The organism is Streptomyces sp. NPDC048106, assembly GCF_040706415.1.
Classification (GTDB): domain Bacteria; phylum Actinomycetota; class Actinomycetes; order Streptomycetales; family Streptomycetaceae; genus Streptomyces.
Genome location: NZ_JBEZND010000010.1, coordinates 82,479 through 106,183, shown reverse-complemented (window position 1 = coordinate 106,183; position 23,705 = coordinate 82,479). Strand labels below are relative to the sequence as shown.

Sequence of the window (23,705 nt, the reverse complement as noted above, 5' to 3'; positions counted from 1 at the left end):
GCCCGGGTGTGGACGGTGGGGGTGACGGGGCAGACTCGGTGCCATGCGGAGTGCGTACGGTGTGGAGACGGTACGGGCGGCCGAACGGGCCCTGATGGCGCGGCTGCCCGAGGGGGCGCTGATGCAACGGGCGGCCGCCGGCCTGGGTGCCGCCTGCGCCGATCTGCTGGGCCGGGTGTACGGCAGCCGGGTGGTCCTGCTGGTCGGCAGCGGCGACAACGGCGGCGACGCCTTGTACGCGGGCGCCCGGCTGGCGCGCCGGGGGGCCGGGGTGACGGCCGTACCGCTGTCGCCCGAGCGGGTCCACGGCGGGGGGCTGGCCGCGCTGCGGCGCGCCGGGGGCGTGACCGTCGCACCCGAGTCGGCCGCGGCGGTGATCGCGCGGGCCGACCTCGTGGTGGACGGCATCGTCGGGATCGGCGGCAAGGGCGGGCTGCGGCCCGACGCCGCGCGGCTGGCGGAGGCCGTGGAGCGGTCCCGGGCCGCGGTGGTCGCGGTGGACCTGCCCAGCGGGGTCGAGGCGGACACCGGTCAGGTGCTGGGCGCGGCCGTACGGGCCGACCTCACCGTCACCTTCGGCACGTACAAGCCCGGACTGCTGGTGGACCCGGCGCGGGAGTACGCCGGGGTGGTGCGGCTCGTGGACATCGGCCTGGAGCTGCCCGACGGGGCCGGGCTGGAGGCGCTGCAACACGGGGACGTGGCGCGGCTGCTGCCGCGGCCCGCCGCCGAGAGCGACAAGTACCGGCGGGGCGTGGTCGGGATCGCCGCCGGATCCGCGCGCTATCCGGGCGCCGCGGTGCTCGCCGTCTCCGGGGCGCTGCGCGGCGGTGCCGGGGCCGTGCGCTACGTCGGCCCGGCCGCGGACGCGGTCATCGCCCGCTTCCCCGAGACCCTGGTCTCCGACCGGGGCCCGGCCAAGGCGGGCCGGGTGCAGGCCTGGGTCACCGGGCCGGGCGCGGGCGACGACGCGGCGACCGTCGCCGAGGTGCTGGCCACCGAGGTGCCGGTGCTGCTGGACGCGGACGGGCTGCGGCTCGCGGAGCGGGACGCCGTGCGCGGGCGTGCCGCGCCCACCCTGATGACGCCGCACGCGGGCGAGGCCGCGGCCCTCCTCGGCGTGCCACGCGAGGAGGTCGAGGGCGCCCGGCTCGCCGCGGTGCGCGAACTGGCGGCCGTCTACCGGGCGACGGTGCTGCTCAAGGGCTCCACGACGCTGGTCGCCGACGCGGCGGGCGGGGCCGTCCGGGTGAACGCCACCGGCACGCCCTGGCTGGCCACCGCCGGCAGCGGCGACGTGCTGTCCGGGCTCGGCGGGTCCCTGCTCGCCGCGGGCCTGTCCGCCCTGGACGCGGGCAGCGTCGCCGCCTATCTCCACGGTCTGGCGGGCCGGTTCGCGGCGCAGGGCGCGCCGGCGGGCGCCCACGACGTGGCGGACCGCGTGCCCCAGGCCTGGCGGGACGTGCGGGACTGAGGCGGCGACCCGGTGCCGGGGTTCCCGGCACCGCACCCGGCCCCGGCGTCGCCCTCTGAGAGACTGGGGGCGCCATGACTGAGACAGCAGCTGAGCCGACCACCCCCCTGCGCGCCCGGGCCGAGATCGATCTGGACGCCCTGCGCGCCAATGTGCGGACCCTGCGTGCCCGGGTGGGGGACGCGGCCGTGATGGCCGTCGTCAAGGCCGACGGATACGGCCACGGCGCCCTGCCCTGCGCCCGCGCGGCCGTCGAGGCCGGGGCCACCTGGCTCGGCACCGCCACCCCCGAGGAGGCCCTCGCGCTGCGCGCGGCCGGGCTGACCCAGCGCGCCCTGTGCTGGCTGTGGGTGCCCGGCGGGCCCTGGCGGCAGGCGATCGAGGCGGACATCGACGTCTCGCTCAGCGGGATGTGGGCGCTGACGGAGGTCACCGAGGCAGCCCGCGCGGCCGGGCGGACCGCGCGGGTCCAGCTCAAGGCCGACACCGGGCTCGGCCGCAACGGCTGCCAGCCCGGCGCCGACTGGGCCGAACTGGTCGCCGCCGCCCTGCGCGCCGAGGCCGACGGCCTGGTCCGGGTCACCGGCCTGTGGTCGCACTTCGCCTGCGCCGACGAGCCGGGCCACCCCTCCATCGACGCGCAGCTCACCCGCTTCCGGGAGATGGTGGCGTACGCCGAGGGGCAGGGCGTGCGCCCCGAGGTGCGGCACATCGCCAACTCGCCCGCCACGCTCACCCTTCCCGAGAGTCACTTCGACCTGGTCCGTCCCGGTATCGCCATGTACGGCCTGTCGCCCAGCCCCGAGGTCGGCACCCCGGCGGACTTCGGGCTGCGCCCGGTGATGCGGCTCGGCGCCTCGCTGGCACTGGTCAAGCGGGTGCCGGGCGGGCACGGGGTCAGTTACGGCCACCACTACGTCACCCCCGGCGACACCACCCTCGGCCTCGTCCCGCTCGGCTACGGCGACGGCATCCCGCGGCACGCCTCCGGCGCCGGACCGGTGCTGGTCGAGGGCAAGTGGCGGACGGTCGCCGGGCGGGTCGCCATGGACCAGTTCGTGGTGGACCTCTGCGGCGACGAACCGCCCGCCGGCGCCGAGGCGGTGCTCTTCGGACCCGGCGACCGGGGCGAGCCCACCGCCGAGGACTGGGCGGCGGCCTGCGGCACGATCGTGTACGAGATCGTCACGCGCATCGGGACCCGGGTGCCGCGCGTCTACGTCGACGGCGGCGTTGGCCTCGATGACGTCGCCGACGCCGATGCCGTCAACAAGGAAGCGCGCGGATAACCCGTTCGAGGACGGCCATCCGAAATCACGTGTAACAACGGTCACAATCGGCGCCCCCGGCCCACCCGTCTCGGCGACCATCGGTACGGCCATCCGGCGCGGCGAGGAGGAGCGGCACGTGAGCGAGAGCAGGGCGGATGTCATGACGGACGCCGTCGCCGCGGCGGCCGCCGCCTCCGCCGCGGGGGCGGCCGGGAGCTGGCGCAGGGCGACCGGCATCGCCGGTGCCGCGATAGGCGTCCTCGCCGCGAGCGCGGCGGCCGGCGTCGCCGTCGAGCGGATGACGGTGGGCCGCGCGGTGCGCAGGAAGGCCCGGCTGGCGCTGGACTCCGCGGGGCCCTACGGCACCCTGCGCGGCACCCCGGGCAAGGCCTACGCCGACGACGGCACCGAGCTGTACTACGAGGTCGACGAGGTCGAGCCGGACACGGGCGCGCCGCCCTCCCCGCGCAGGCTCCGGCTCTTCGGCCGCAAGGCGCCCGCACCGGTCACCGTCGTCTTCTGCCACGGCTACTGCCTCAACCAGGACTCCTGGCACTTCCAGCGCGCGGCCCTGCGCGGGGTCGTCCGCACCGTGCACTGGGACCAGCGCAGCCACGGCCGCTCCGGGCGGGGCGTGGCCCAGCACCGGGACCGGGAGCCGCTCACCATCGACCGGCTCGGCCGCGACCTGAAGGCGGTCGTCGACGCGGCCGTGCCGGAGGGTCCGATCGTGCTGGTCGGCCACTCGATGGGCGGGATGACCGTGATGGCGCTCGCCGCCGAGTACCCGGAGCTGATCCGGGAGCGGGTGGTGGCCACCGCGTTCGTGGGCACGTCCTCCGGGCGGCTCGGCGAGGTGAGCTTCGGGCTGCCGGTGGCCGGCGTCAACGCGATACGCCGGGTCCTGCCCGGGGTGCTCAGGGCGCTCGGGCAGCAGGCGGAGCTGGTGGAGAAGGGGCGCCGGGCCACGGCCGAGCTGTTCGCGGGGATCATCAAGCGGTACTCGTTCGCCGGGCGCGACATCGACCCGGCCGTGGAGCGGTTCGCCGAGCGGATGATCGAGTCCACGCCGATCGACGTGGTCGCCGAGTTCTACCCGGCCTTCACCGACCACGACAAGACGGGCGCGCTGGCCTGCTTCCGGGACATGCCGGTGCTGGTCCTCGCGGGGGTGCAGGACCTGGTGACGCCGAGCGCGCACAGCGAGGCCATAGCCGACGAACTGCCCGACGCCGAGCTGGTGCTGGTGCCGGACGCCGGGCACCTGGTGATGCTGGAGCACCCGGAGGTGGTCATAGACCGCCTCGCCGACCTGCTCACCCGCGCGGGTGCGGTGCCCGCAGCCGCTACCGTAAGTTCCTATGGAACGTCCAGCAGCAGCACCGTACGACCCCGCTGAGCACGACCCCGCTGAGCACGCCCCCGCCGGCACCCGGCTGACGATCACCTCGCCCGAGCAGATGCGCGAGCTGGGCCGGCGCCTCGCCAAGCTGCTGCGCGCCGGGGACCTGGTGATGCTCTCCGGGGAACTGGGCGCCGGCAAGACCACCCTGACCCGGGGGCTCGGGGAGGGGCTCGGGGTGCGGGGCGCGGTCACCTCGCCGACCTTCGTGATCGCCCGGGTGCACCCCTCCCTCGGCGACGGCCCGCCGCTCGTGCACGTGGACGCCTACCGGCTCGGCGGCGGTCTGGACGAGATGGAGGACCTGGACCTCGACGTCTCGCTGTCCGACTCCGTGATCGTCGTGGAGTGGGGCGAGGGCAAGGTCGAGGAGCTGACCGAGGACCGGCTCCAGCTCGTCATCCACCGCGCCGTCGGCGACACCACGGACGAGGTACGGCACGTGACCCTCACCGGGCTCGGGGAGCGCTGGGCCGAGGCCGGCCTGGAGACCCTGACGGCCTGAACCCGGCCGGTTTCCCGACAGGCCGTCGGCAAGCTGTTGCATGGCCACCCCGGGCGTGATGACATGGTGTCCAGCCCGTAGTCAGGCATACCTAACTACGCCGCCCCCAGCACCTCAGGAGGCGTCCATGACCGCTCCTCGCCCGCCGGAGCGCCCCGCCCCGGTGTCCATGCGCGACCTCCTGGCGGCGTGCGCCGCCGCTGCGGTGATCTCCCGCCCGCCCCGCCCCCCGGAGCCCCGGGCTCCCCGGCAGCCGGACAGCCCCCGCCAGGCCGCCTGAGCCGAGGCCGCACCGCGGGTGGGGCCTCAGCGGATCACGACCACCCGTTCGCCGATCGTCGCGAACCGCCACATCGCGTCGCCGTCGGCGCGGGTCTCGCGGATGCCGCCGGTCCTGGCGCCCGCGCCCGCGTCCGGCACGGCGTCGCCGGTCACGGGGGCGCTGAAGCCGATGGTGACGCCGTCGACCGTGGTGAAGCGGACCACGTGCTCGATCGGGATGCCGTCCGTGCCGGTGACGGCGCGGGAGCGGGAGGCGACCCAGTACATGCCGGTCGGCGGGTCCACGGTGCCCGGCCGGACGCGGAAGGTGCGCAGCACCCGGTCGCCGGTGCCGACCAGCCAGACCCGGTCGTCGTCCACCGAGTACACGACCCGTTCACCCTTGCCGGAAGCGTTCGGCAGGGCGGTCGGGTGACGCCGGTCGCGGGGCGCCTTCGTGGCCTGTCCGCCGGGCAGGCCGTTCGCCGCGGGACGGCCGCCGAGCCCCGCCGGTACGGTCGCGTTCGCCTCGTAGGCCAGGAAGCCGACCGCCGCGAGGGCCGCCGCGGTGAGGCCGGCCACGACTCCCGAGCTGGTCCCTGTCACCTGCTGCCACCTCCGCCGCATGTCATATGTCGTATTTCGTACCGACCGTAGCAGTCGGTGACCGTCCGCCCCGGGCGGCCGTGCACGAGGCGCGGGCGCCGTAGGCTGTTCGCGTGCTCTTGCTCGCTCTGGATACCGCAACACCCGCCGTCACCGTCGCCCTGCACGACGGCACGGACGTCATCGCCTCGTCGAAACAGGTGGACGCGCGCCGGCACGGGGAGCTGCTGCTGCCGGCCGTCGACCGGGTCCTCACCGAGGCCGGCCTCAAGCTGGAGGCGGTCACCGGGATCGTCGTCGGCACCGGACCCGGCCCCTACACCGGACTGCGCGTCGGTCTGATGACCGCCGACACCTTCGGCCTGGCGCTCGGCGTCCCCGTGTACGGCGTGTGCACCCTGGACGGCCTCGCCTACGCCGCCGACATCGAGACGGGCCCCTTCGTCGTGGCGACCGACGCCCGGCGCAAGGAGGTCTACTGGGCGACGTACGCCGACTCCCGCACCCGGCTGACCGGCCCGGCCGTCGACCGCCCCGCCGACATCGCCGACCAGGTCGCCGGGCTCCCGGCCGTCGGCGCCGGCGCCCTGCTCTACCCGGACACGTTCCCGCGCGCCCACGAGCCCGAGCACGTGTCCGCCGCCGCGCTGGCCGCGCTCGCCGCCGAGAGACTGGCCGCGGGCGAGGAACTGCCCGCGCCCCGGCCGCTCTACCTGCGCCGCCCGGACGCGCAGGTCCCCAAGAACTACAAGGTGGTCACCCCGAAGTGACCGTGGAACTGCGCGAGATGCGCTGGTGGGACATCGACCCGGTCCTGGGGCTCGAAAAGGACCTGTTCCCCGAGGACGCCTGGTCCCGGGGCATGTTCTGGTCCGAGCTGGCCCACTCCCGGGGCCCCGCGGCCACCCGCCGCTATGTCGTGGCCCAGGACCCCACCGGCCGGATCGTCGGCTACGCGGGCCTCGTCGCCTCCGGCGACCTGGCCGACATCCAGACCATCGCCGTCGCCCGCGACCAGCAGGGTTCGGGGCTCGGCGGGCGTCTGCTGACCGACCTGCTGCGGGCGGCGACCACGTTCGAGTGCCGCGAGGTGATGCTCGAATGCCGGGTGGACAACGTCCGCGCGCAGAAGCTCTACGAGCGCTTCGGCTTCGCCCCCATCGGGTTCAGACGCGGCTACTACCAGCCGGGGAACGTGGATGCCCTGGTGATGCGCCTGACCGACCCTTCCGCATCTGTTCAAGGAACCGAGATCAATGGCTGACGAACCCCTCGTCCTCGGCATCGAGACCTCCTGCGACGAGACCGGCGTCGGCATCGTGCGCGGCACCACCCTGCTGGCCGACGCCGTCGCCTCCAGCGTGGACGAACACGCCCGCTTCGGCGGTGTCGTCCCCGAAGTCGCGTCCCGGGCCCACCTGGAGGCGATGGTCCCGACCATCGACCGCGCCCTGAAGGAGGCCGGGGTCACCGCCAAGGACCTCGACGGCATCGCGGTCACCGCGGGACCCGGCCTGGCCGGCGCCCTCCTCGTCGGCGTCTCCGCCGCCAAGGCCTACGCCTACGCGCTCGGCAAGCCCCTCTACGGCGTCAACCACCTCGCCTCCCACATCTGCGTCGACCAGCTGGAGCACGGCCCGCTGCCCGAGCCGACGATGGCCCTGCTGGTCTCCGGCGGCCACTCCTCGCTGCTGCTGTCCTCGGACATCACCTCCGACGTACGGCCGATGGGCGCGACGATCGACGACGCGGCCGGCGAGGCCTTCGACAAGATCGCCCGCGTGCTGAACCTGGGCTTCCCCGGCGGCCCGGTCATCGACCGGTACGCGAAGGAGGGCGACCCCGCGGCGATCAGCTTCCCGCGCGGTCTGACCGGCCCGCGGGACCCGGCGTACGACTTCTCCTTCTCCGGCCTCAAGACCGCCGTGGCCCGCTGGATCGAGGCCAGGCGCGCGGCCGGCGAGGAGGTCCCGGTGCGCGACGTGGCCGCCTCCTTCCAGGAGGCCGTGGTGGACGTGCTCACCCGCAAGGCCGTGCGCGCCTGCAAGGACGAGGGCGTCGACCATCTGATGATCGGCGGCGGGGTCGCGGCCAACTCCCGGCTGCGCGCCGTCGCCCTGGAGCGCTGCGAGGCCGCCGGCATCCGGCTGCGCGTGCCGCGTCCGAAGCTGTGCACGGACAACGGCGCGATGGTGGCCGCGCTCGGCGCCGAGATGGTCGCCCGCAACCGGGCCGCCTCCAGCTGGGACCTGTCGGCCGACTCCTCCCTGCCGGTCACCGACCCGCACGTGCCGGGCAACCACGACCATGTGCACGAGGTCAGCAAGGAGAACCTGTACTCATGACGGTCGCGCTGATGTGGGAGGCGCGCGCCGCCGAGGGCCGGGGCGAGGAACTGCTGCGCTGGGCCCGCGAACAGCGGCTCGCCCCGGAGCCGTCGCGCCGCGAGACCTTCCGCGCGCCCGGCGACCGGGTCCTGGTCATCACGTGGTGGGACGCGGCGTACGACGCGGAGGTGCCCGAACTGCCGGAGCCGGACCCGGGTTTGGTGACCCGGGCGGTGCACCGCTGGCGCTTCGAGGCGGTCGCGTCCGACTAGGGGCGGCCGATCAGAGGTGGCCGAGTCCCCTTTGTTCCGGGCGAGTTGCCGTCCCCGCCTCCGTCGGTCTATGATCATCACACAGCGAACGGCCGGAAACCCGGTACGAACGCAGTGCGTTGGTGGTCCAAGGAAAGACGTCCCGCTTCCTGCGGGGAGATGCAGGTGCAAGGCCTGCCCGGCGCTCTACTCACACCCCGTCTCCGGTGTTCCGGAGGCGGGGTGTCCGCGTTGCCTGCTGGTAGGCCATCAGCCCGAGCAGCACCGTGAGCAGCACCGCCGAGGAACCGGCCGTGCCCAGGTCGAGCCCGCCCTTGGCGACCGGCTTGGTCAGCAGGTCCCCGGCCGTCGCGCCCAGCGGCCGGGTCAGCACGAAGGCGATCCAGAACAGCAGCACGTTCGGCACGGCGGGCACCCGTGTCAGCGTGACCAGGACCAGGAGCAGGGCGGTCACCAGGGCGGCGCCGCCCAGGTAGCCGAGGCCCGAGCTGTCCGAGAGGAAGTCGCCCATCGAGGTGCCGAGCGTGTTGGAGACGAGGATCGCCGTCCAGAACAGCGCCTCGCCCCGCAAGGTGACGATCTCGGTGATCCGGAAGGTCATCCCGCTGAGCTTCCAGCAGAGGAAGACCAGCAGCAGGAGCGAGACCAGGATCGCGGCGCCCTGCGGATAGCCGAGGCCGAGGCCCTGCGGGCCCCAGCCCAGGCTCGTCTCCCCGGCCGGGAGGTACCGGGGGTCGGCCTCGCGGTTCATGAAGTCGGACAGGGTGGTGCCGGCCATGGAGGTCGACAGGATCACCGTCCAGTAGCAGAACGGCTGGTAGCGCGCCGAGCGGAGCTGGACCACCAGCGTCACCACGAAGACCAGGAACAGGGCGAGGGTGGTGAGGAAGTAGCCCAGCCGCAGGGTCTGGGAGAACAGGTCGCCCGCGGTCTCGCCGAGGGTCGTCGCCGCGATCTTCATGATCCAGAACGCGAGCGTGACCTCGGGCAGTTTCTTCGTCACGGACTGCGTGGTCGTCAAAGTGCCGCTCCTGTGAGGGGTGTCGGATCAGCGACGACCCTTCCAGGAACGACCCGGACGCCTCCGGGAGGCGCAACACACGGGACCTGATCTTTGCCGGGGGTTCGAACCCCCGGCAAAGATCAGGTCCCGGCGGTCAGGCCTCCGCCACCTCCGCCTCGCACCGCAGCCTGCGCCCGGCGCCGACCGTCCGCACCGGCCCCGTCAGCCGCAGCCGCGCCCGGTGCCGTACGTCCGTGCTCGACGCGCCGAGCCGCAGCTCCAGCTCGCCCGGCTCCACGATCCGGGTGCCGTCGCGGTCGGGGAAGGAGGACAGGTCGGTGTGGAAGCGGAAGGTGAGGCGGCGGGACTCGCCGGCGGCCAGCTCCACGCGCTGGTAGCCGATCAGCCGGATGTCCGGACGGGTCACCGAGGCCACCGGGTCGTGCAGGTAGAGCTGGACGACCTCCGCGCCCGCGCGCTCACCGGTGTTGCGGACGGTGAGCGAGAGGTCGTACGAGCCGTCCGTCGGGATCTCCGCCTCGGGTCCGGCGAAGTCCTCCCAGGCGAACGTGGTGTAGGAGCCGCCGTGTCCGAACGGGTAGAGCGGGGTCGGGTCCAGGTTGCTGACCTCGCTGGCCTGGCCGAGCGGGGGCTGGAGGTAGGTCCAGGGCTGGCCGCCGGGCCGGTTCGGCACGCTCACGGGGAGCCGCCCGGAGGGGTTCACCCGGCCGGACAGCACCCCGGCCAGCGCCGGACCGCCCTCCTCGCCCGGGAAGAACGCCTGGACGACCGCGGCGAGCTGGTCCTGCCAGCGGCCCAGCGCGTACGGGCGGCCGGTCAGCAGCACCAGGACCACCGGGACGCCGGTCGCGACCAGCGCGTCCAGCAACTCGGCCTGGACGCCCGGCAGTCGCAGGTCCTCCGCGTCGCAGCCCTCGCCGGAGGTGCCGCGCCCGAACAGCCCGGCCCGGTCGCCGAGGACGGCCACGCACACGTCCGACTCGGCGGCCCGCGCCACCGCCTCGGCGAAGCCGGAGGTGTCCGGGTCCGAGACCCCGCAACCCTCCGCGAACGTGACCTTGGCGTCCGGGAGTTCGGACTTCACGGCGTCCAGGAGGGTCGGGATGTCGATGCCCAGCGGCACCTCGGGGTGCTGGGTGAGCACATGGGACGGGAAGGAGTAGCAGCCCAGCATGGCCATCGCGTCCGCAGCGCGCGGCCCGACGACCGCGATCCGGGCGTCCGGGGCCAGCGGCAGGGCGCCGTCCGGGTTGTCCAGCAGCACGACCGACTCCTCGGCGAGCCGCCGGGCCAGGTCCCGGTTCCCGGCCGAGTCCAGGTCGATCTCCGCACCGGTCTCCGGCGACCAGTCCGGGTCCAGCAGGCCCAGTTCGCACTTCTGGAGCAGCACCCGGCGCAGGGCCAGGTCCACCAGTGCCTCGGGGATCCGCCCGTCGCGCACGGCCTCCACGAGCGGCGTGCCGTAGCAGTTCAGCGTGGGCAGCTCGATGTCGATGCCCGCCTCCAGCGCGACCCGCGCGGCGTCGGCGGGGCTCCCGGCCACCCGGTGCAGGGACTGGAGGAAGCCGATGGCGAAGTAGTCGGAGACGACCGTGCCGGTGAACCCCCAGTCCTCGCGCAGCAGCCCGGTCAGCAGCCGGGGGTCGGCCGAGGCCGGGACGCCGTCCGTCTCGGTGTAGGCGGCCATCACCGAGCGGGCGCCGCCCTCGCGCAGCGCCATCTCGAACGGCGGCAGCGTCACCTCCGCCAGCTCCCGCGCTCCCGCGCGCACCGGCGCGTGGTTGCGGGCGCCCGCCGAGGACGCGTACCCGGCGAAGTGCTTGAGCGTGGCCACGATTCCGGCCGACTCCAGGCCCCGGACGTACGCCGTGGCGATGGTGCCGACGAGGTACGGGTCCTCGCCGATGGTCTCCTCCACCCGGCCCCAGCGCAGGTCCCGGACCACGTCCAGGACGGGCGCGAGGCCCTGGTGGACGCCGGCCGCGCGCAGGTCGCGGCCGATGCGCCCGCCCAGCTCCTCGACGAGCGCGGGGTCGAAGGCCGCGCCCCAGGCCAGCGGCACCGGGTACGCGGTCGCCTGCCAGGCGGTGAAGCCCGCGAGGCACTCCTCGTGGGCGACGGCCGGGATGCCGAAGCGGCTCGCCTCGACGATCCGGCGCTGGGCCTGGGCCAGTGCCTGCGCGCCGAGCGCCGGCTCCACCGGGGCGGTGCCGAAGGAGCGGGTCAGCTGGCCGAGCCCGTGGGTGATCAGCTCGTCCCAGTCGTAGTCCGAGGACATCTCGCTCTGGAGCGGCGCGACCCCTTCGCCGTCCGTGGCCGCGCCCACCCATACGCCGTAGAGCTGGGCGGTCTTCTCCTCCAGGGTCATCCGCGCGATGAGGTCGTCCACACGGGTGTCGGCGGGCAGGGCCGGGTCGCGCCAGGGGGTGGTGCTCATGAAACTCCTGTCAAGAAGGGGGGCCGGGCGGCGGTCACTTGCCGCCCACACCCATCAGGCCGCCGACCAGGGCGCGACGGGCCACCAGATACACGGCGAAGATCGGGATGCCGGAGAGGACCACCGAGGCGAGCAGGGCGGGGATGTTCACGCCGAACTGGCTCATGTAGGTGAACAGACCGAGGGTCAGCACGCGCGGTCCCTCGGACTGGGTGAAGATCAGCGGGAAGAGGAAGCCGTTCCACGCCTGGAGCGCCGAGTAGATCACGACGGTGCTGATGCCGCCCTTGGACATCGGGATGACCAGCTGGAACAGCATCCGGATGGGCGAGGCGCCGTCCAGGGCCATCGCCTCGTACACCTCCTCGGAGATGTCCCTCATGGTGCCGGTGAGGACCAGGATGGCCACCGGCATCGCGAACGCGGCCGTCGGCAGGATGATCGCGAGCAGGCTGTCGTAGAGGTTCAGCTTGGCGATCATCAGGTACAGCGGCACGACGACCGCCTGCGCCGGGATGGCCACACCGAGCAGGAACAGCCGGAAGGCGGCCCCTGACCAGAAGCCGCGGGTGCGTACGGCGACGTAGGCGAGCGGTATGCACAGCACCAGCACGATCACCACGACGGCCGCCGCCGCCAGCACCGTGTTCCACAGGAGGTGGAAGAAGGAGTTGTGCAGCACGAGGTCGTAGTTGGACAACGTCGGGCTGCTCGGCGGCTTCAGCGCGTTGTGGCCCAGCGCCTGGTCCTGCGGCATGAGCGAAACGGAGATCATCGCGTAGATCGGGACGATGACGACGATCAGCCAGACGAAGGAGCCGAGGCCGGCCAGTGGGTTGCGTCGCTGGGTCCAGTGCCGGCGGCGGCGGCGCCCGTCCGGCCGGGCCGCGGGCGCGGCGCCGGTCTTCACGGCGTGGGGCAGCGTGTCGTGAGACACCTCGTCACATTCCTTCCCGGGTACTGCGCATGTTGCCGAAGCCGGACAGCCGCACCAGCAGCAGCGACAGCGCGGTCGCGACCACCACCAGGAAGGAGGCGATGGCGCTGGCGTAGCCGAAGTCGTAGCTCTTGAAACCGGCCTGGTACATCAGGTACGGCAGGATCGCCGTGTCGGTGCCGGGGCCGCCCTGGGTGAGGATCAGGACGGTCTCGAAATAGGTCAGCGAACCGACCACCATCAGCACCCCGGAGGTGGTCGCGGTGTTCCGCAGCTGGGGCAGCGTGATGGAGAAGAACTGCCGGTAGCGGCCCGCGCCGTCGATGGCCGCCGCCTGGTAGAGGACCTCGGGAATCTGCCGCGCTCCGCCCTGGTAGATCAGGGTGTGGAAGGGGATGAACTGCCAGCCGCCGACGAACACGATCGCGAGGAAGGCGCCGTTCGTGGAGCCGAGGGTGTCCCCGGGGATGATGCCGAAGTTGGGGTCGAGCAGGGCGTAGAACAGCAGCGAGATCGCCGTCGAGGACAGCAGGAACGGCACGAAGAAGACCGCCGACAGGATCGCGCGGTTGCGCTGCTTGCCCGCCGCCCAGACCCCGAGCAGCAGGGAGAGCACCGTCTGGAAGGCCCAGCTGACCACCGTGAGCAGCACGGTGACCGTGAGGGACTGGGTGAGCCGGCCGTCGTCGAACAGCTTCTGCCAGTTGGCGAAGCCCACAGGCCGGGGATTGCCGAGGCCGTTCCACTGGGTGAAGGAGAGGCAGAAGGCCAGCACCATGGGAACGACGGCGAAGAACGTGAAGAACAGCACGGCGGGCAGAGCCAGAGCGGTGTGCGGGCGGCCCGCGTTCGCTCCGGCACGCCGCCGCGGGCGACCCGCACTGGTGTGCGAGTCGCCCTTTGTTGCGGTGATGCTCACTTCAGCCCCTGGAGCGCCGAGACGAACTGGCTCGGCGAAGACTTGCCGACGAACAGCTTGTTGACCTCGGTGAGCATCGGCGTCGACACGTTCGGGTCGACGGCCTGGTCCCAGCTCAGCGTGAACGCCGGGGCCTCCTGCACCATCTTGTACTGGAACTTCGCGAACGCCGGGTTCGGCGAGGCGTCGAGCAGCTTGTCGGCGTTGGCCGTGGTCGGGATGGCGCCGATGGCGACGAGTTCCTTGGCGTACGTCTCCGAGGCGCAGTCGCGCAGGAAGGCGATCGCGGCGTCCTTGTTGGACGTGCGGGCGTTGACCGACCAGTAGTTGGTGGGGTTGCCGACGACGTTGCGGATGTCGCCCGCACCGCCCTCGATGGTCGGGAACGCGGTCCAGCCGAGGTCCTTGCGGGCGAAGTCCGGGAACTTGCCGAGCTGGGTGTTGTACTCCCAGGAGCCCATCAGGTGCATCGCGGCCCTGCCCTTGGCGAACACGGCCGGGGCGCCGCCGTTGGTGTAGGCGACCGAGTTGAAGCCCTTGCCGAAGGCGCCGTCGTCGATGAGCTGCTTGACCGTCTGGGCGGCCTTGAGGACGGCCGGGTCGCCCCAGCCGGAGGCGTCGCCGTTCTTGATCTTGTCGAAGACCTGGGGGCCGCCGATCCGGTCGACCAGGTACTCCAGCCACATCAGCTCGGGCCACATGTCCGCGCCGCCCAGCGCGAAGGGGGTGATTCCGGCCTTCTTCAGCTTCTTGTTGATGTCGAGCAGCTGGTCCCAGGTGGTGGGCGGCTGGAGCTTCTGCTCGGCGAAGAGGGTCTTGTTGTAGAAGAGGATCACGGGCTGCATGCCGCGCATGGGTATGCCGTAGGCGCGCCCGCCGAGGCCGCCGGCCGTGATCACCGAGGGCAGGAAGCCGTTCTGCAGAACCGGGTCCGACTTGATGATGTCGGTGAGGTCCACCAGCTGCTTGGCGTCCCGGTACGCCTTGATCGAGCCGCCGCCCCAGTTGAAGAAGATGTCGGGCGCGTTGGGCGAACCCATCGCGGTGCGCAGCTTCGTCGGGTACTCGGAGCCGGGCACCTTCTCCAGCTTGATCTTGCCCTTGGCCTTCTTCGCGGCGGCCGACGCGTTGAACCGGTCGATCGCCTGGACCTGGACCTTGGCGTCACCGTCGCCGTATACGAAAGCGGTGAGCGTACCCCCGCCCCCGGACCCTCCCGAGGAGCCGCAGGCCGTGAGTCCGGCGGTGCCGGCGGCGACAAGTGTGGTGGCACCGGCGCCGAGCATCCAGCGCCTGCTGAACGTGCGCCCGCCGTTGGACGTGGAGGACTCCATGCTGGCCTCTCGCAATGTTTCGAGTTGCGTTCCGAATGTTCCGGGAACGTATGGCGTAACAAGGGCTTCGTCAAGAGGTTGCGCAGGGATTACGATCGCGTGCATGAAGCCTGGGAAGCCCGTGGAAACGCAGTCCGCGACGCTCGCGGAGATCGCCCGAGAAGCGGGGGTGTCCGCTCCGACTGTTTCGAAGGTCCTCAACGGCCGAGCCGACGTCGCACCCTCGACCCGTTCCCGTGTCGAGGAGCTGCTGCGCGCCCACGGCTACCGGCGCAGGCGCGCCGAGGCCTCCCGCTCGCCGCTGATAGACCTGGTCTTCCACGAGCTGGAGAGCGCCTGGGCGATGGAGGTCATCCGGGGCGTGGAGAACGTGGCGCAGTCGGCGGGGCTCAGCGTGGTGCTGTCCGAGTCCGCCGGGCGGCTCACCCCCGGCCGCTCCTGGGCCGACCAGGTCGCCGCCCGCCGCCCGCACGGAGTGGTGCTGGTCCTGTCCGAACTGGACATCGCCCAACAGGCGTTGCTCACCAGCCGGTCCATCCCGTTCGTGGTGGTGGACCCGGCCGGCGACCCGGGCCCTGACGTGCCGTCCATCGGCGCCACCAACTGGCAGGGCGGGCTCGCGGCCACCCGGCATCTGGTCGAGCTGGGCCACACCCGGATCGGCGCGATCAGCGGCCCGTCCCGGATGATGTGCAGCCGCGCCCGCATCGACGGCTACCGTGCCGCCCTGGAGACGGCCGGGCTGCCCGTCGACCCCTCCCTCGTGGTGGCCGGGGACTTCCATCACGACGCCGGCTACCGCCTGGGCATGGAGCTGCTGCGCCGCCCCGACCGGCCCACCGCGGTCTTCGCGGGCAACGACCTCCAGGCCGTGGGCCTGTACGAGGCCGCGCGCGAACTCGGGCTGCGCATCCCGGAGGACCTCAGCGTGGTCGGCTTCGACGATCTGCCGGTGGCCCGCTGGGTGGGCCCGCCGCTGACGACCGTACGGCAGCCGCTGACCGAGATGGCCGAGGCCGCCGCCCGCATGGTGCTCGAACTGGGCAGCGCGCACGAGGACCGGGTGGCCACCCGGATGGAGCTGGCGACCAGCCTGGTGGTGCGGTCGAGCACGGCGGAGGTGCGCCGGCCGACGGCATGATCGAAAGTTTCGACGGGGCGTCGGCCGCCCGCCCCCGATGAGAATTCCCCAAGAAAACCCTTCCGTGCCGCCTCCGCTAACAATCCCCTAATAATTCGGACTTACGTTCCTGTCGTGACGCGACACGAGGAGCACGGGCGGCGTTCGAGAGTGCTGAGGATCGCCGGCCTCACCCTGGCGGCGGCCCTGGTGCTGGGCGTGGCCACCGCCGGCTATGCGTATTGGCACCTGGACCACAACATCAAGGGCGTCGACATCGACAGCGCGCTCGGCGACGACCGCCCCGCGCACGCGATGATCGCCCCGTCCCCGAGCGCCACCACGGCCGCGGCCGCCCCGCTCCCGGCCGGCTCCCTCAACATCCTGGTGCTCGGCTCGGATTCGCGCAGCGGCGAGGCCGACAAGGAGCTGGGCGGCGGCGACAGTTCGGGCGCCCGCTCGGACACCGCGATGGTGGTGCACCTCGACGCGGGCCGCACCCGCGCCACCGTGGTCAGCATCCCGCGCGACACCCTCGTCACCCGCCCCTCCTGCCCGCTGCCCTCCGGGGGTTCGACGGCGGTGGCGTACGGCTCGATGTTCAACAGCGCCTTCTCGGTGGGCGGTCCGGTGTGCGCGGTCAAGACGGTCGAGTCGGTCACCGGCGTGCGCATGGACCACTTCATCGAGATCGACTTCTCCGGCTTCGCCAAACTGGTCGACGCGCTCGGCGGGGTCGACGTCACCACGGGCCAGGACATCGACGACGACAAGAGCCACCTGCATCTGAAGGCCGGATCGCATCACCTCGACGGCAAGCAGGCGCTGGCCCTCGCCCGCACCCGGCACGGCATCGGCGACGGCAGCGACCTCGGCCGCATAGGTCTCCAACAGCTCCTGGTGAAGGCCCTGTTGGAGCGGATATCCGGCACGAACCTGCTCACCGACCCGACCAGGCTGTACCGGGTCGCCGACGCGGTCACCAAGAGCCTCACCACCGACACCGGCCTCGACTCGCTGGACGAGCTGACCGAGTTGGGCAAGAGCCTGAAGGGGCTCGGCGCGGACCAGGTACGGACCGTGATGATGCCGGTCGTCACGGCGCCCTCGGACCCCAACCGGGTGATCGCGAAGGAGCCGGACGCCGGGAACCTGTGGGCGTCGCTGCGCTGACCGCCCGGCCGGCTCAGGGGCCCGCCGGCGGCCGGGCGGGCCCGCCGACCAGCATCGTGGGCGCCCCCGCGACCCGGGTGAGGAACACGGTCGCCGCGTTCGGCCCCTGCGGTCTGACCTTGCGCCGCAGCTCCTCCGGCTCGACCGCCGACCCGCGCTTCTTCACGGTCAGCGTCCCGACCCCGCGCTCGCGCAGCAGCGCCTTCAACTTCTTCACGTTGAAGGGGAGTTGGTCGGTGATCTCGTAGGGGGTGGCGTACGGGGTCGGGTGCAGCTCCGCGGCGGTGACGTACGCGATCGTCGCGTCGATCAGCCCGCCGCCGACCTCCTCGGCCACCTCGGCGACCAGGTGCGCGCGGATCACGGCGCCGTCCGGCTCGTACAAGTACCGGCCCACCGGCCGCACTTCGGGATCCGGCAGCCCCCGTCCGAGCAGGGTGCGCGGGCCGGGCAGCAGGGTGGCGCGCACCGCGCCCGGCGCCCCGGTGCCGAACCAGAGCACCGCCTCCTTCACGTCGCCGCCGTCCGAGATCCACTCCGCCTCGGCCTCGGCGGGCACCGCCTCGTGCGGGATGCCGGGGGCGATCTTCAGCGCGGCGCGCGGCGCCCGGCGGGCGGCGGCCACGGCCCAGGACAGCGGCGGTGAGTACGCCTCGGGATCGAAGATCCTGCCCCGCCCGCCGCGTCTGGCCGGGTCCACGAACACGGCGTCGTACCCCGCGGTGTCCACCTCCGTGACATCGGCCTCCCGCACCTCGATCAGGTCGCCCAGGCCGAGGGCCTCGGCGTTCGCCCGCGCCACGGCCGCCGTCAGCGGGTCCCGGTCCACGGCGAGCACCCGGATCCCGGCCCGCGCCAGCGCGATGGCGTCCCCGCCGATCCCGCAGCACAGGTCGGCCACCGAGGACACCCCGAGATCGGTCAGCCGCCGGGCCCGGTACGCCGCCACGCTCGCCCGCGTCGACTGCTCGACCCCGTTCGGCGTGAAGAACATCCGCTCCGCGTCCGCCGCCGCGAACTTGGCCGCCGCGCGCTGCCGCAGCCGGGCCTGGCCGAGCGCGGCCGACACCAGTTCGGCGGGGTGGTCGCGGCGCAGCCGGGTGGCGACGGCGAGCTCGTCGGCCGGGGCGGTGCCGCGGACCTCCGCGAGGAGGGCCCGGCCTTCGGGGGTGAGGAGAGGAGCGAGGTCGTTCACCGGGTCATTGTGGGCCAGTCGGTGGATGGCGCGCGTCACGGCGGCGTTGTCGGCGGGGGCGCGCGGGCGGGGCCTGCGAAGATCCAGCACCATGCGACTAGTAGTACAAAATGACAAAAACCGGGCGTTCGGGTCCGGGGTGACACCCGGCCGCCGGAAGCGTGGCGTCGCCCTCGGCTGCGGCGCCGCCGTCCTCGCCGCCACCGCACTCGTCACCGGCTGTTCCGGGTCCGGGCCGGACGCCGTCCGCCCGGCGGCCGGGCAGGGCGCGGCCGGCCACGCGGCCCCGGACCCCCGCGCCGCCGAACACACCCGCATGGTCGCCGCCGCCAGGCGCTGGGGCCTGGACGAGGTCCCGATCGCGCCCCCGCCGCCCCCCGCGGTCAAACCCACCATCACCGCGCGCGCCGGCTTCGAGGTCGACCACCAGGACGACTGGGACCTGCCGCCGGTCTTCACCACGGTCCCGACCAGGAACAAGGTCGTCTTCCTCACCATCGACGACGGCTCGGAGAAGGACCCCCGGTTCCTGCGGATGATGCGGGACCTGAAGATCCCCTACACCGCGTTCCTCAGCAACTACCTGGTCAAGGACGACTACGGCTACTTCCGCACGGCGCAGTCCTACGGGAACACCGTCGACAACCACACCCTCACCCACCCCTATCTGCCGGGGCTGTCCTACGAGGAGCAGAAGCACGAGATCTGCGACATGCAGGACATCATGCTCAAGCAGTACGGCAGACGCCCGACCGTCTTCCGGCCGCCCTACGGCAACTACAACCAGGACACCCTGGTCGCCGCCAAGTCCTGCGGCATCAAGTACGCCCCGATCTGGAACGAGGAGGTGTACGTCGACCACTGGGAGTACCGCGAGGACGACCAGCGCCTGCGCCGGGGCGACATCGTCCTCACCCACTTCCGCGGCCGCAGCGACTGGGACGGCACCATGGTCGACGACATGCGCCGCTTCCTGAACAAGGTCACGCGTGAGGGGTACGCGGTGGCGCGCCTGGAGGACTACCTGTGAGGTGGGCGCCTCCGCGGCGGGGTCGGGGTCGGGTGGGCTGTCGGTGGAGCGGGTGCTCGAAGTGCGAGTGGTCGAGGGGAAGCCGGAAGGGCTTTCGTTCGGCCGGGTGGGCGGATGGTCTTCGGTGAGGCGGTCGGGAGTCCGGGCGGCCGGCCGGGCGGACGGCCGGTGGCGAAGCGGGCGCCCGGGGCGGCGCCCGTGAGGCGGCGCGTGCGGGGCGCGGCCGTGGTGTGCGCCTGGGTGCTCGCCCCCACCCTGTTCCTCACCGGCTGCGCCCCGTCCGTCGCCCCCATCGAGCGCCTGGGCAAGAAGGCGGCGGAGGGCGTACGCCCGCGCGCCCATCCCCTGGCGGCGCCCCCGTCGGGCCGCGCCCTGCCCCCGGTCGTGGACCACGTCCCCACCCGCGACCGGGTCGTCTTCCTCACCTACGACGCCCCCGACCACGACCCCCGCTTCACCGCCACGGTCCGCCGGCTCCGCCTCCCGGTGAGCCGGTTCACCCCCGAACGCACGACCCTCGCGGGAGCCTCGTACGCCGCCCAGCGCGCCGCGCTCTGCGCCCGCCGCACCCGGCTCCTGCGCCCGCCCCGGGGTGCGTACGACGCGACGACCCTGCGCGCGGCCGCCGACTGCGGCGTCACCGGCATCGTGCTCTGGCGGGCCGTCCTGACCCCGGCGGGCCTCGCCTACCCCCGAGGGCCCCGCCACCTCCGCCCCGGCGACATCGTCCGGCTGACCCCCGGAGCCGCCACGGCCCCTCTCCTGCGGGCCATCCGGGAGCGGAACCTGACGGCCGGAAACCTCCGGGACTACCTGTAGAACGACCGGCCGACACCGCTCACCGGACGACCGCGCGCACCCGGGATCCGGCCGACGCGCCACGCGTCATTGGCACTCCGCTTGACCGAGTGCTAATCCCGGTCATAGTCTCGGCTCTGGCACTCCCCACTGGAGAGTGCCAACAAAGCGACGGGCAGGTCCGGCACCCGCGACGACGGATCGACCTGGTCGCCACCTCAGACAGTTAACCCCGTGAGATCTCCGAAGGGGGAGGTCGGATCGTGACGACCGCCAGCTCCAAGGTTGCCATCAAGCCGCTCGAGGACCGCATCGTGGTCCAGCCGCTGGACGCCGAGCAGACCACGGCCTCTGGCCTGGTCATCCCGGACACCGCGAAGGAGAAGCCCCAGGAGGGCGCCGTCCTCGCCGTGGGCCCGGGTCGCTTCGAGAACGGCGAGCGGCTTCCGCTCGACGTCAAGGTCGGCGACGTCGTCCTGTACAGCAAGTACGGCGGCACCGAGGTGAAGTACAACGGCGAGGAGTACCTCGTCCTCTCGGCTCGCGACGTTCTCGCGATCATCGAGAAGTAACTCACCCCGAGCAAACCTTTGCACTGAGCTGCGCCCCTGGCCCCCGCGACCGATAACGAAGCCGGGCGCCCGGGGCGCAGTTCGTCTTTTACCCACAGATTTCGAGAGGGCTCCCGCTGTCATGGCGAAGATCCTGAAGTTCGACGAGGACGCCCGTCGCGCCCTCGAGCGCGGCGTCAACAAGCTGGCCGACACGGTGAAGGTGACGATCGGCCCCAAGGGTCGCAACGTCGTCATCGACAAGAAGTTCGGCGCCCCCACCATCACCAACGACGGTGTCACGATCGCCCGCGAGGTCGAGATCGAGGACCCGTACGAGAACCTCGGCGCGCAGCTGGTGAAGGAGGTGGCGACCAAGACCAACGACATCGCGGGTGACGGCACCACCACCGCCACCGTGCTCGCCCAGGCGCTGGTGCGCGAGGGCCTGCGGAACGTCGCCGCCGGCGCCTCCCCGGCCGCCCTGAAGAAGGGCATCGACGCCGCCGTCAAGGCCGTCTCCGAGGAACTGCTCGCCACGGCCCGTCCGATCGACGAGAAGTCCGACATCGCCGCCGTCGCCGCGCTGTCCGCCCAGGACCAGCAGGTCGGCGAGCTGATCGCCGAGGCGATGGACAAGGTCGGCAAGGACGGTGTCATCACCGTCGAGGAGTCCAACACCTTCGGTCTGGAGCTGGACTTCACCGAGGGCATGGCCTTCGACAAGGGCTACCTGTCGCCGTACTTCGTGACGGACCAGGAGCGCATGGAGGCCGTCCTCGACGACCCGTACATCCTGATCCACCAGGGCAAGATCGCCGCCATCGCGGACCTGCTGCCGCTGCTGGAGAAGGTCATCCAGGCCGGCTCCAAGCCGCTGCTGATCATCGCCGAGGACGTCGAGGGCGAGGCCCTGTCGACCCTGGTCGTCAACAAGATCCGCGGCACCTTCAACGCCGTCGCGGTGAAGGCCCCCGGCTTCGGCGACCGCCGCAAGGCGATGCTCCAGGACATGGCCGTCCTCACCGGCGCCACCGTCATCTCCGAAGAGGTCGGCCTCAAGGTCGACCAGGTCGGCATCGACGTCCTCGGCTCCGCCCGCCGCGTCACCGTCACCAAGGACGACACCACGATCGTCGAGGGTGCGGGCAAGCAGGAGGACCTGGCCGGCCGCGTCGCGCAGATCAAGGCCGAGATCGAGAACACCGACTCCGACTGGGACCGCGAGAAGCTCCAGGAGCGCCTCGCGAAGCTGGCCGGCGGCGTGTGCGTGATCAAGGTCGGCGCCGCCACCGAGGTGGAGCTGAAGGAGAAGAAGCACCGTCTGGAGGACGCCATCTCCGCGACCCGCGCCGCGGTCGAGGAGGGCATCGTCTCCGGTGGTGGCTCCGCCCTGGTGCACGCGTCCAAGGTCCTGGAGGGCAACCTCGACAAGACCGGCGACGAGGCCACCGGTGTCGCCGTGGTCCGCAACGCGGTCGTCGAGCCGCTGCGCTGGATCGGCGAGAACGCCGGCCAGGAGGGCTACGTCATCGTCTCCAAGGTCAAGGACCTGGAGAAGGGCCAGGGCTACAACGCCGCCACCGGCGAGTACGGCGACCTGGTCAAGGCCGGCGTCATCGACCCGGTCAAGGTGACCCGTTCCGCCCTGGAGAACGCCGCCTCCATCGCCTCCCTGCTGCTCACGACCGAGACCCTGGTCGTCGAGAAGAAGGAAGAGGAAGAGCCGGCCGCCGCGGGCCACAGCCACGGCCACGCCCACTGACGCAGGTCGGTAAGGCCCGGTAAGCAGTACGTCACTTCGCCCCGTCGCTGTGCGACGGGGCGAAGTGCTGTCCGGGGGCGGCCTTTTCACCGAATCGGCTGTCTGCCGCGGGCTTTCGGGGGAAACCGGAGCGAAGGAAGGAGTCGTCTCCCGCAGTCGTTGACGACTGGAGGACCACATGGCCCGCACCCCGTCGTACTTACGCGAGGCCTCTTTTGGCCGCGCGCCCTGGACGAGTCGCCTTGCCCGATTCGGCCGCCGGCACCGGAGCCGGCACCGGAAGCGGAGCGGGAGCCGGGGCCGGAGCGGGACAGGGGCGCACGTGCTTCCGCTGCCCGTCCGGTTGCTGGCGATGCTGTGCGCCTTCGTCCTCATGGTGGCCTTCGCCGTCGTACTGGCCAAGATCACTCTGGAACCGTCCCCGGCTTCCGTCTCCCTGGCGCACGCCAACCTGCGTCCCGGCCGCTCCCTGAAGGCCTATCTGGACCAGCCCGAACTGCGGGACGCCGTCAAGCAGATCGGCGGCAACATCCTGCTGGGCGTGCCGTTCGGCGTGCTGGTGCCGGTGCTCGCGCCGGGGGCCCGGGGGATGTGGCGGGTGCTGCTGCTGACCGCGACCGTGATGCTGCTGGTGGAGACGGCCCAGGGCGCCCTGGTCACCGGGCGGGCCTTCGACGTGGACGACGTCATCCTCAACACGTGCGGCGCGTTGGTCGGTCATCTGCTGATGGGTCGCAGGCTGGGGCGGGTGCACAAGCGCCGCGGGAGTTCCTGACGCACCTCTCGGACGCCGTCCAGCCGCTCACCGACACGGTGTCGGTTTCGCACGCGAGGACACGCCAGGCGCCGGGAGTCCAGGCGAAGACCGCGTCCTGCCCGAAGCGGCGGCCCAGCTCACGCGCCGCGGTGTCGCCCAGACCGACGACGGCGACGCTCTCCTCGCGGTGCGTGCCGCTCGTGTCGCCGCCCTCGGCGGACCACCAGGTGAGCCCACGGCGACGGACCTCACGGAGCAGCAGGCGGTGAGCGCGGGCATTGGCGTCGGGGGACGCGGTGCGGCCACGGGGGTTCCAGGCGGTGATCACATGGACGGTGGCGCCGCCGGCCGCTTCCGGGAAGGAACCCTCGGCGGTGCCGGTGGGACGTGGCGCGACGTGAACCGTCCGGTCCGGGAAGCGGATCTCGACGACCGCGCTCCGGTAGCGCTCCCAGTTGCGGGGCATGACGGCTGCGCCGATGACGTGCACAAGGGCCTCCTGTGGAACTGCCTTTTCAGCCGTTCAGTATCACCCGGCTCCCCGCGC

The 23,705-nt window shown here is 72.5% G+C and carries 24 protein-coding genes; 16 read left to right on the top strand and 8 right to left on the bottom strand.

Annotation, left to right across the window (positions count from 1 at the left end; all coding sequences use genetic code 11):
- The first annotated feature begins 43 nt into the window (after positions 1-43).
- The 5 genes from AB0927_RS13260 (at position 44) to AB0927_RS13240 (ending at position 4,932) form a co-directional block, all read left to right on the top strand.
- Complete coding sequence (locus tag AB0927_RS13260) at positions 44-1,474, top strand: NAD(P)H-hydrate dehydratase (protein ID WP_366667684.1); 1,431 nt, start codon at positions 44-46, stop codon at positions 1,472-1,474.
- 74 nt (positions 1,475-1,548) lie between these two features.
- Positions 1,549-2,763 (top strand): alanine racemase, encoded by a 1,215-nt coding sequence (gene alr / locus AB0927_RS13255; RefSeq protein ID WP_366667683.1) that lies wholly within the window; start codon positions 1,549-1,551, stop codon positions 2,761-2,763.
- Between the two features lie 118 nt (positions 2,764-2,881).
- Complete coding sequence (locus AB0927_RS13250; protein WP_366667682.1) at positions 2,882-4,144, top strand: alpha/beta hydrolase; 1,263 nt, start codon at positions 2,882-2,884, stop codon at positions 4,142-4,144.
- Positions 4,107-4,652, top strand: a complete 546-nt coding sequence (tsaE, locus tag AB0927_RS13245; RefSeq protein WP_366667681.1) for a tRNA (adenosine(37)-N6)-threonylcarbamoyltransferase complex ATPase subunit type 1 TsaE — start codon at positions 4,107-4,109, stop codon at positions 4,650-4,652. Before AB0927_RS13250 ends, tsaE begins: the two co-directional genes overlap by 38 nt.
- Positions 4,653-4,779: 127 nt before the next feature.
- Positions 4,780-4,932, top strand: a complete 153-nt coding sequence (locus AB0927_RS13240) for a hypothetical protein (RefSeq protein ID WP_366667680.1) — start codon at positions 4,780-4,782, stop codon at positions 4,930-4,932.
- A 26-nt stretch (positions 4,933-4,958) separates the two neighbouring features.
- Here the strand turns inward: AB0927_RS13240 and AB0927_RS13235 are convergent, their stop codons facing one another.
- On the bottom strand, positions 4,959-5,519 hold the full coding sequence (locus tag AB0927_RS13235) for a hypothetical protein (RefSeq protein WP_366667679.1): 561 nt from the start codon (positions 5,517-5,519) through the stop codon (positions 4,959-4,961).
- Positions 5,520-5,632: 113 nt separating this feature from the next.
- Between AB0927_RS13235 and tsaB the strand changes: the two genes are divergently transcribed.
- Genes tsaB through AB0927_RS13215 form a run of 4 tightly spaced genes read left to right on the top strand, consistent with a single transcriptional unit; the run spans position 5,633 to position 8,118 of the window.
- Complete coding sequence (gene tsaB / locus AB0927_RS13230; RefSeq protein WP_366667678.1) at positions 5,633-6,289, top strand: tRNA (adenosine(37)-N6)-threonylcarbamoyltransferase complex dimerization subunit type 1 TsaB; 657 nt, start codon at positions 5,633-5,635, stop codon at positions 6,287-6,289.
- Between the two features lie 17 nt (positions 6,290-6,306).
- A complete protein-coding gene (gene rimI, locus AB0927_RS13225) occupies positions 6,307-6,783 on the top strand; it encodes a ribosomal protein S18-alanine N-acetyltransferase (protein ID WP_366667804.1) in 477 nt (158 codons plus the stop codon).
- Positions 6,776-7,864: a tRNA (adenosine(37)-N6)-threonylcarbamoyltransferase complex transferase subunit TsaD gene (gene tsaD / locus AB0927_RS13220; RefSeq protein ID WP_366667677.1), complete on the top strand. Its 1,089-nt coding sequence runs from the start codon at positions 6,776-6,778 to the stop codon at positions 7,862-7,864. The genes rimI and tsaD overlap by 8 nt, the downstream gene beginning before the upstream one ends.
- Positions 7,861-8,118, top strand: coding sequence for a hypothetical protein (locus AB0927_RS13215; RefSeq protein ID WP_366667676.1), 258 nt, complete (start codon positions 7,861-7,863; stop codon positions 8,116-8,118). Before tsaD ends, AB0927_RS13215 begins: the two co-directional genes overlap by 4 nt.
- Positions 8,119-8,308: 190 nt before the next feature.
- On the opposite strand, the gene AB0927_RS13210 is transcribed toward AB0927_RS13215, so the two are convergent.
- From AB0927_RS13210 to AB0927_RS13190, 5 genes are all read right to left on the bottom strand, one after another.
- Complete coding sequence (locus AB0927_RS13210) at positions 8,309-9,139, bottom strand: hypothetical protein (RefSeq protein WP_366667675.1); 831 nt, start codon at positions 9,137-9,139, stop codon at positions 8,309-8,311.
- 136 nt (positions 9,140-9,275) lie between these two features.
- On the bottom strand, positions 9,276-11,579 hold the full coding sequence (locus AB0927_RS13205) for a glycoside hydrolase family 3 N-terminal domain-containing protein (RefSeq protein ID WP_366667674.1): 2,304 nt from the start codon (positions 11,577-11,579) through the stop codon (positions 9,276-9,278).
- A 34-nt stretch (positions 11,580-11,613) separates the two neighbouring features.
- Entirely contained in the window at positions 11,614-12,501 is an 888-nt protein-coding gene (locus AB0927_RS13200; RefSeq protein ID WP_366667803.1) for a carbohydrate ABC transporter permease, read from the bottom strand.
- A 19-nt stretch (positions 12,502-12,520) separates the two neighbouring features.
- A complete protein-coding gene (locus AB0927_RS13195; RefSeq protein WP_366667802.1) occupies positions 12,521-13,429 on the bottom strand; it encodes a sugar ABC transporter permease in 909 nt (302 codons plus the stop codon).
- A 2-nt stretch (positions 13,430-13,431) separates the two neighbouring features.
- Positions 13,432-14,769 carry an extracellular solute-binding protein gene (locus tag AB0927_RS13190; protein ID WP_366667673.1) on the bottom strand — a complete coding sequence of 446 codons (1,338 nt, stop codon included), beginning with the start codon at positions 14,767-14,769 and terminating at the stop codon, positions 13,432-13,434.
- A gap of 103 nt (positions 14,770-14,872) precedes the next feature.
- Between AB0927_RS13190 and AB0927_RS13185 the strand changes: the two genes are divergently transcribed.
- Together AB0927_RS13185 and AB0927_RS13180 are read left to right on the top strand one after the other, a co-directional pair.
- Positions 14,873-15,910 carry a LacI family DNA-binding transcriptional regulator gene (locus tag AB0927_RS13185; RefSeq protein WP_366667672.1) on the top strand — a complete coding sequence of 346 codons (1,038 nt, stop codon included), beginning with the start codon at positions 14,873-14,875 and terminating at the stop codon, positions 15,908-15,910.
- Between the two features lie 150 nt (positions 15,911-16,060).
- Positions 16,061-17,062, top strand: coding sequence for an LCP family protein (locus AB0927_RS13180; protein ID WP_366667801.1), 1,002 nt, complete (start codon positions 16,061-16,063; stop codon positions 17,060-17,062).
- A 13-nt stretch (positions 17,063-17,075) separates the two neighbouring features.
- Here AB0927_RS13180 and AB0927_RS13175 read toward each other — a convergent pair whose 3' ends face one another.
- A complete protein-coding gene (locus AB0927_RS13175; protein WP_366667800.1) occupies positions 17,076-18,257 on the bottom strand; it encodes a methyltransferase domain-containing protein in 1,182 nt (393 codons plus the stop codon).
- A gap of 91 nt (positions 18,258-18,348) precedes the next feature.
- Between AB0927_RS13175 and AB0927_RS13170 the strand changes: the two genes are divergently transcribed.
- The 5 genes from AB0927_RS13170 (at position 18,349) to AB0927_RS13150 (ending at position 23,176) form a co-directional block, all read left to right on the top strand.
- On the top strand, positions 18,349-19,287 hold the full coding sequence (locus AB0927_RS13170) for a polysaccharide deacetylase family protein (protein ID WP_366667671.1): 939 nt from the start codon (positions 18,349-18,351) through the stop codon (positions 19,285-19,287).
- A 198-nt stretch (positions 19,288-19,485) separates the two neighbouring features.
- Positions 19,486-20,106 (top strand): hypothetical protein, encoded by a 621-nt coding sequence (locus AB0927_RS13165; RefSeq protein ID WP_366667670.1) that lies wholly within the window; start codon positions 19,486-19,488, stop codon positions 20,104-20,106.
- A gap of 242 nt (positions 20,107-20,348) precedes the next feature.
- Positions 20,349-20,657 carry a co-chaperone GroES gene (gene groES, locus AB0927_RS13160; protein ID WP_039652762.1) on the top strand — a complete coding sequence of 103 codons (309 nt, stop codon included), beginning with the start codon at positions 20,349-20,351 and terminating at the stop codon, positions 20,655-20,657.
- 121 nt (positions 20,658-20,778) lie between these two features.
- Positions 20,779-22,401: a chaperonin GroEL gene (gene groL / locus AB0927_RS13155; protein ID WP_366667669.1), complete on the top strand. Its 1,623-nt coding sequence runs from the start codon at positions 20,779-20,781 to the stop codon at positions 22,399-22,401.
- 352 nt (positions 22,402-22,753) lie between these two features.
- Positions 22,754-23,176 carry a VanZ family protein gene (locus AB0927_RS13150; RefSeq protein WP_366667799.1) on the top strand — a complete coding sequence of 141 codons (423 nt, stop codon included), beginning with the start codon at positions 22,754-22,756 and terminating at the stop codon, positions 23,174-23,176.
- Here the strand turns inward: AB0927_RS13150 and AB0927_RS13145 are convergent.
- Positions 23,094-23,624 (bottom strand): DUF3293 domain-containing protein, encoded by a 531-nt coding sequence (locus tag AB0927_RS13145; RefSeq protein ID WP_366667798.1) that lies wholly within the window; start codon positions 23,622-23,624, stop codon positions 23,094-23,096. The two genes, AB0927_RS13150 and AB0927_RS13145, sit on opposite strands and share 83 nt — an antisense overlap.
- Between the last annotated feature and the right edge of the window lie 81 nt (positions 23,625-23,705).

Coding starts and splice junctions, on each gene's coding strand:
- AB0927_RS13145 (WP_366667798.1), bottom strand. CDS start 23,624: ATGCCCCGCAACTGGGAGCGCTACCGGAGCGCGGTCGTCGAGATCCGC.
- AB0927_RS13190 (WP_366667673.1), bottom strand. CDS start 14,769: ATGGAGTCCTCCACGTCCAACGGCGGGCGCACGTTCAGCAGGCGCTGG.
- AB0927_RS13185 (WP_366667672.1), top strand. CDS start 14,873: ATGAAGCCTGGGAAGCCCGTGGAAACGCAGTCCGCGACGCTCGCGGAG.
- AB0927_RS13260 (WP_366667684.1), top strand. CDS start 44: ATGCGGAGTGCGTACGGTGTGGAGACGGTACGGGCGGCCGAACGGGCC.
- AB0927_RS13215 (WP_366667676.1), top strand. CDS start 7,861: ATGACGGTCGCGCTGATGTGGGAGGCGCGCGCCGCCGAGGGCCGGGGC.
- AB0927_RS13170 (WP_366667671.1), top strand. CDS start 18,349: ATGCGACTAGTAGTACAAAATGACAAAAACCGGGCGTTCGGGTCCGGG.
- groL (WP_366667669.1), top strand. CDS start 20,779: ATGGCGAAGATCCTGAAGTTCGACGAGGACGCCCGTCGCGCCCTCGAG.
- alr (WP_366667683.1), top strand. CDS start 1,549: ATGACTGAGACAGCAGCTGAGCCGACCACCCCCCTGCGCGCCCGGGCC.
- tsaE (WP_366667681.1), top strand. CDS start 4,107: ATGGAACGTCCAGCAGCAGCACCGTACGACCCCGCTGAGCACGACCCC.
- tsaD (WP_366667677.1), top strand. CDS start 6,776: ATGGCTGACGAACCCCTCGTCCTCGGCATCGAGACCTCCTGCGACGAG.
- AB0927_RS13150 (WP_366667799.1), top strand. CDS start 22,754: ATGCTGTGCGCCTTCGTCCTCATGGTGGCCTTCGCCGTCGTACTGGCC.
- rimI (WP_366667804.1), top strand. CDS start 6,307: ATGCGCTGGTGGGACATCGACCCGGTCCTGGGGCTCGAAAAGGACCTG.
- AB0927_RS13240 (WP_366667680.1), top strand. CDS start 4,780: ATGACCGCTCCTCGCCCGCCGGAGCGCCCCGCCCCGGTGTCCATGCGC.
- AB0927_RS13205 (WP_366667674.1), bottom strand. CDS start 11,579: ATGAGCACCACCCCCTGGCGCGACCCGGCCCTGCCCGCCGACACCCGT.